Origin of the sequence: Nocardia sp. NPDC004860, from assembly GCF_040609015.1 — a bacterium.
GTDB lineage: Bacteria > Actinomycetota > Actinomycetes > Mycobacteriales > Mycobacteriaceae > Nocardia.
In genome coordinates, this window is record NZ_JBEXJI010000065.1 from 1 (window position 1) to 3,908 (window position 3,908).

Below are 3,908 nucleotides of genomic sequence, written 5' to 3' on the forward strand. Positions count from 1 at the left end.
GGGCGTGCGGTGCCTGCTGGGAAGGGGCCGGTGGGGCATTTCGACCCGTCCCTGATGAGTCTCGCCACCGTACGGAAATAACCCACGTGGCGATGTGCGGCCTCTACCCCGACGACCCGACCGCATGGCAAACCCCGAATGAACCGCCGGGCGTCTAGCCTGTGAAGCCATGACATTCGTCTACAACCTGGTGGTCGTCGTCCATCTGCTCTGTATGGCGGCGGTCATCGGCGGTTATGCCCTCGCGCGGCCGAAGGTGTCCGAGTGGATGTTGTGGGGTGCACGGGCGCTTGTCGTCACGGGCCTGGTGATGGTCCTCATGGCCCACTTCATCCATTCGCTGGACAAGCATCTGCTCATGTCCAAGGTTGTGGTCAAGCTGGCTATCGGGGTCTCGGTGGCGGGTCTGGCCGAACTCGGACACTATGCCAAGCGCGACAAGGTGATTTCATGGTCGGCGCATGCGGCCGGCACGCTGGCGATCGCCAACGTGTGCGTGGCCGTGCTCTGGCACTGAGCTGGTCTGTGAGATCGGGCATCGCCGAGGGAATACCTTCGTCTCCCATTCAAAATTGCATTTCCTGCGAAGCCGCCAGGCTTTCGCGCCACCACCGGGAAGGACCTCAGTTGGGCTGAGGTCCTTCTTCTTCTTCTTCTTCGGGGCGGCCTCGGAAATGGTCGAATCGTCAGCAGCGCAACGAAATTGGTGAGATCGGCACAATGCGCCGCACAACGGCGCCGAGAAAGTCGTCAACTCTCGCCCCGCCGTCGGGTGCCACCTAGGTGTTGATTGTCTTCACCCCAGGCGGGCGGATGGACAACCGCACGGTGATAGATACCGACTGGTCTGAACTCGTAGGTTTGTTGTACCCGGAAAGACAGATATCGGGTTCCATGTTCCCCACCAAAGCTCAAGTAGGAGAAGGCCGATGGTGATTCCACATCGTTCGCTGATCGTTGCTCATGTACGTCCGGACGCTATTTTCAACGTTGGCGAGATCTTCGCTGAGTCCGATTCGTCGACGGATCTACCGGCGATTGCGGGTGTGACCCGGCGTGAGCTGTGGGCTCTGGATGACCTGTATGTGCACTTGGTGGAGACCGAGGAGCCCGGTGGCGCCGCTATTGGCAGGGCCGCGCGGCATCCGGAGTTCGCCCGCGTGAGCGCCCGGTTGCGCGAGTTCGTGTCGCCTTATCTCGCGAATTGGCTGTCTCCGGAGGATGCGCGGGCTCGCATGTTCTACAGCTGGACACCACAGACCGGTCCGGCACTGGGTTCCGGTCTCACCACACGAGGGAAGGAAGAGAAGTAAATGTTCGACACGTTCACCATCGAGACATTGCGCGCGATCCTGGACGAGCATGTCGGGGTCGACATCGGTCCGGACGAGTTGCAGAGGGCGGACGCGCTGACTCTGGAGGAGATCGGTGTGGATTCGTTGGCGGTCTTCGAGATTCAGAGTGTTGTGGAACGCGATTTCGATGTCAGGTTGCCTGCCCAGCTGCTCGGGATGACCGGTGGTGACGTGGTTCGGTACGTCGAGCTCGCATTCATCGGGGAGGCCGCGTGATGTCGGGCCACACAGAAAACTCGATCCTCATCGACGCGCCCCTCGAGGTGGTGTGGGATTCGACCAACGACGTGCGGGTCTGGCCGGATCTGTTCTCCGAATACGCTGCTGTCGATGTTCTCGCGGAGCACGGCGATACCGTCCGGTTCCGGCTCACGATGCACCCCGACGAGGCGGGGCAGGTGTGGAGCTGGGTCAGCGAACGAACCGTCGATCCGGTCAACCGGACCGTGGACGCGCATCGGGTGGAGACCGGGCCGTTCGAGTACATGCAGATCCATTGGAGTTATGCCGAGTCCGGGTCGGGCACCCGGATGACCTGGGTCCAGGACTTTCACATGCGTCCGGCCGCACCGATCGACGACGCCGGCATGACCGACCGCATCAACACCAACAGCGTGATCCAGATGCAGCTCATCAAGGAAAAGGTCGAAAAGCGCCACAAGGCCGCGGCCGCGACGATCACCACGCCGAGTATCCGGCCGGGCCGCGTCGATGTTTCCGACCTGCCCGCCGACCGTCGCCGTGGAGGCGAAATCAGGACCGTGCTGAGCCCGAAAACCGTTGGCAGCACATCCGGTTTCACCGGAGTTGCCACCCTCGAGCCGGGGGAGCGCATCGCCGAGCACTACCACCCGTATTCGGAGGAGTTCCTGTATTGCGTCCAGGGAGACCTCACCGTCGACCTCGACGATGAGCAGTGGTCGCTGGCAACGGGGCAGGGACTGTTCGTGCCGATCGGTGTCCGGCACCGGGTGCGCAATACCGGGACCGAGACCGCGAACATCGTCTTTCACCTCGGACCGCTCGCCCCGCGACCCGAACTCGGTCACGTGGACACGGAACTATCGGCGGCCGCCCCCGGTACCGCGGAGAGAGCACGATGACCCGGGTCGCCGTCACGGGGGTCGGCGTCGTCGCTCCGGGCGGGATCGGACGCACATCGTTCTGGGACTGCCTGTCGTCCGGGCGCACATCGACCCGCCGGATCAGTTCCTTCGACCCGGCCGGGTTCCGCTCCCAGGTGGCGGCGGAATGCGATTTCGATCCGCAGGCCGCCGGGTTGTCGCCCAGGCAGGTGCGCCGCTTCGATCGGATGACCCAGTTCGCTCTCGTCGCCGCCCGTGAGGCGTTCGAGGACAGCGGTCTGGAGTTGTCCGACGCCGCGCGCGACATGTTCGGGGTGTCGCTCGGCTCGGCGGTCGGCGCGACCATCACCCTGGAGAACGACTATGTGATCGCGAGCGACAGCGGCCGGGATTGGCTGGTCGACGAGGGCGCCGTGCAACCCTACCTGTATCAGGCCCTCGTCCCCAGCAGCATGGCCGCCGAGGTGTCGGCCCACTTCGAATTGCACGGTCCGGCAACGGTCGTCTCGACGGGCTGCACGTCCGGGATCGACTCGATCGGTCACGCACTGCACATGATCGAAGACGGTGACGCCGACTTCGTCCTCGCGGGCGCATCGGACGCGCCGATCTCGCCGATCTCCGTCGCGGCATTCGACGCGATCCGGGCGACCACCGATGAGAATGACGATCCCACTCACGCCTCGCGGCCCTTCGACCTGACGCGCTCCGGTTTCGTGCTGGGGGAGGGTGCGGCGGTGCTGATGTTGGAGAAGCTCGACCACGCCCTGGCTCGGGGCGCCCACATCTACTGCGAGATCGGCGGGTACGCCTCGCGCTGCAACGGCTTCCACATGACCGGACTGCGCCCGGACGGGCTGGAGATGAGCATGGCCATCACGGAGGCCATGAACCAATCACGGCTCAACCCGGACGCGCTCGGCTACATCAGTGCTCACGGCTCGGGCACGAAGCAGAACGACCGCCATGAGACGGCGGCCTTCAAGAAGGCGCTGGGTGCCGCCGCGTACGAGGTTCCGATCAGCTCGATCAAGTCGATGATCGGGCACTCGCTCGGCGCGATCGGCTCGATCGAGATGGCGGCCTGCGCATTGGCGATCGACACCGGGGTGATCCCGCCGACCGCCAACTGGAGTAACCGGGACCCCGAATGCGATCTGGACTACGTCCCGAACATCGCGCGCACCGCCACCGTCGATACGGCTCTGTCGGTCGGCAGTGGGTTCGGCGGTTTCCAGTCCGCGATGGTCTTCACACGACCGCCGGAGTTGCGATGAACCGCCGCGCAGTGATCACCGGACGGTGAACACCGAGCACTCGTCGGGTCGATTCGTGAATGTTTCACCGACACAACCTCATTGAATTTCCTTCCCACCGAATTCTCAGCCCGGCTTTGGCCGGAGAAAAGTGATGATTATGCGTAATGACAGTGATTCCTGGGACATCAAGACGAGTGTGGGTGCTACCG

Annotated in this window: 5 protein-coding genes; all 5 read left to right on the top strand. The window is 63.7% G+C overall.

Annotated elements, in window-relative coordinates; translation table 11 throughout:
• Positions 1-169 precede the first annotated feature (169 nt).
• The 5 genes from ABZV44_RS45495 (at position 170) to ABZV44_RS45515 (ending at position 3,717) form a co-directional block, all read left to right on the top strand.
• Entirely contained in the window at positions 170-517 is a 348-nt protein-coding gene (locus tag ABZV44_RS45495; RefSeq protein ID WP_354851626.1) for a hypothetical protein, read from the top strand.
• Between the two features lie 412 nt (positions 518-929).
• A complete protein-coding gene (locus tag ABZV44_RS45500) occupies positions 930-1,313 on the top strand; it encodes a TcmI family type II polyketide cyclase (protein WP_354851629.1) in 384 nt (127 codons plus the stop codon).
• Positions 1,314-1,571, top strand: coding sequence for an acyl carrier protein (locus tag ABZV44_RS45505; protein WP_354851632.1), 258 nt, complete (start codon positions 1,314-1,316; stop codon positions 1,569-1,571).
• Entirely contained in the window at positions 1,571-2,458 is an 888-nt protein-coding gene (locus tag ABZV44_RS45510; RefSeq protein WP_354851635.1) for a cupin domain-containing protein, read from the top strand. Before ABZV44_RS45505 ends, ABZV44_RS45510 begins: the two co-directional genes overlap by 1 nt.
• Positions 2,455-3,717, top strand: coding sequence for a beta-ketoacyl-[acyl-carrier-protein] synthase family protein (locus tag ABZV44_RS45515; protein WP_354851638.1), 1,263 nt, complete (start codon positions 2,455-2,457; stop codon positions 3,715-3,717). Before ABZV44_RS45510 ends, ABZV44_RS45515 begins: the two co-directional genes overlap by 4 nt.
• Positions 3,718-3,908: the final 191 nt, after the last annotated feature.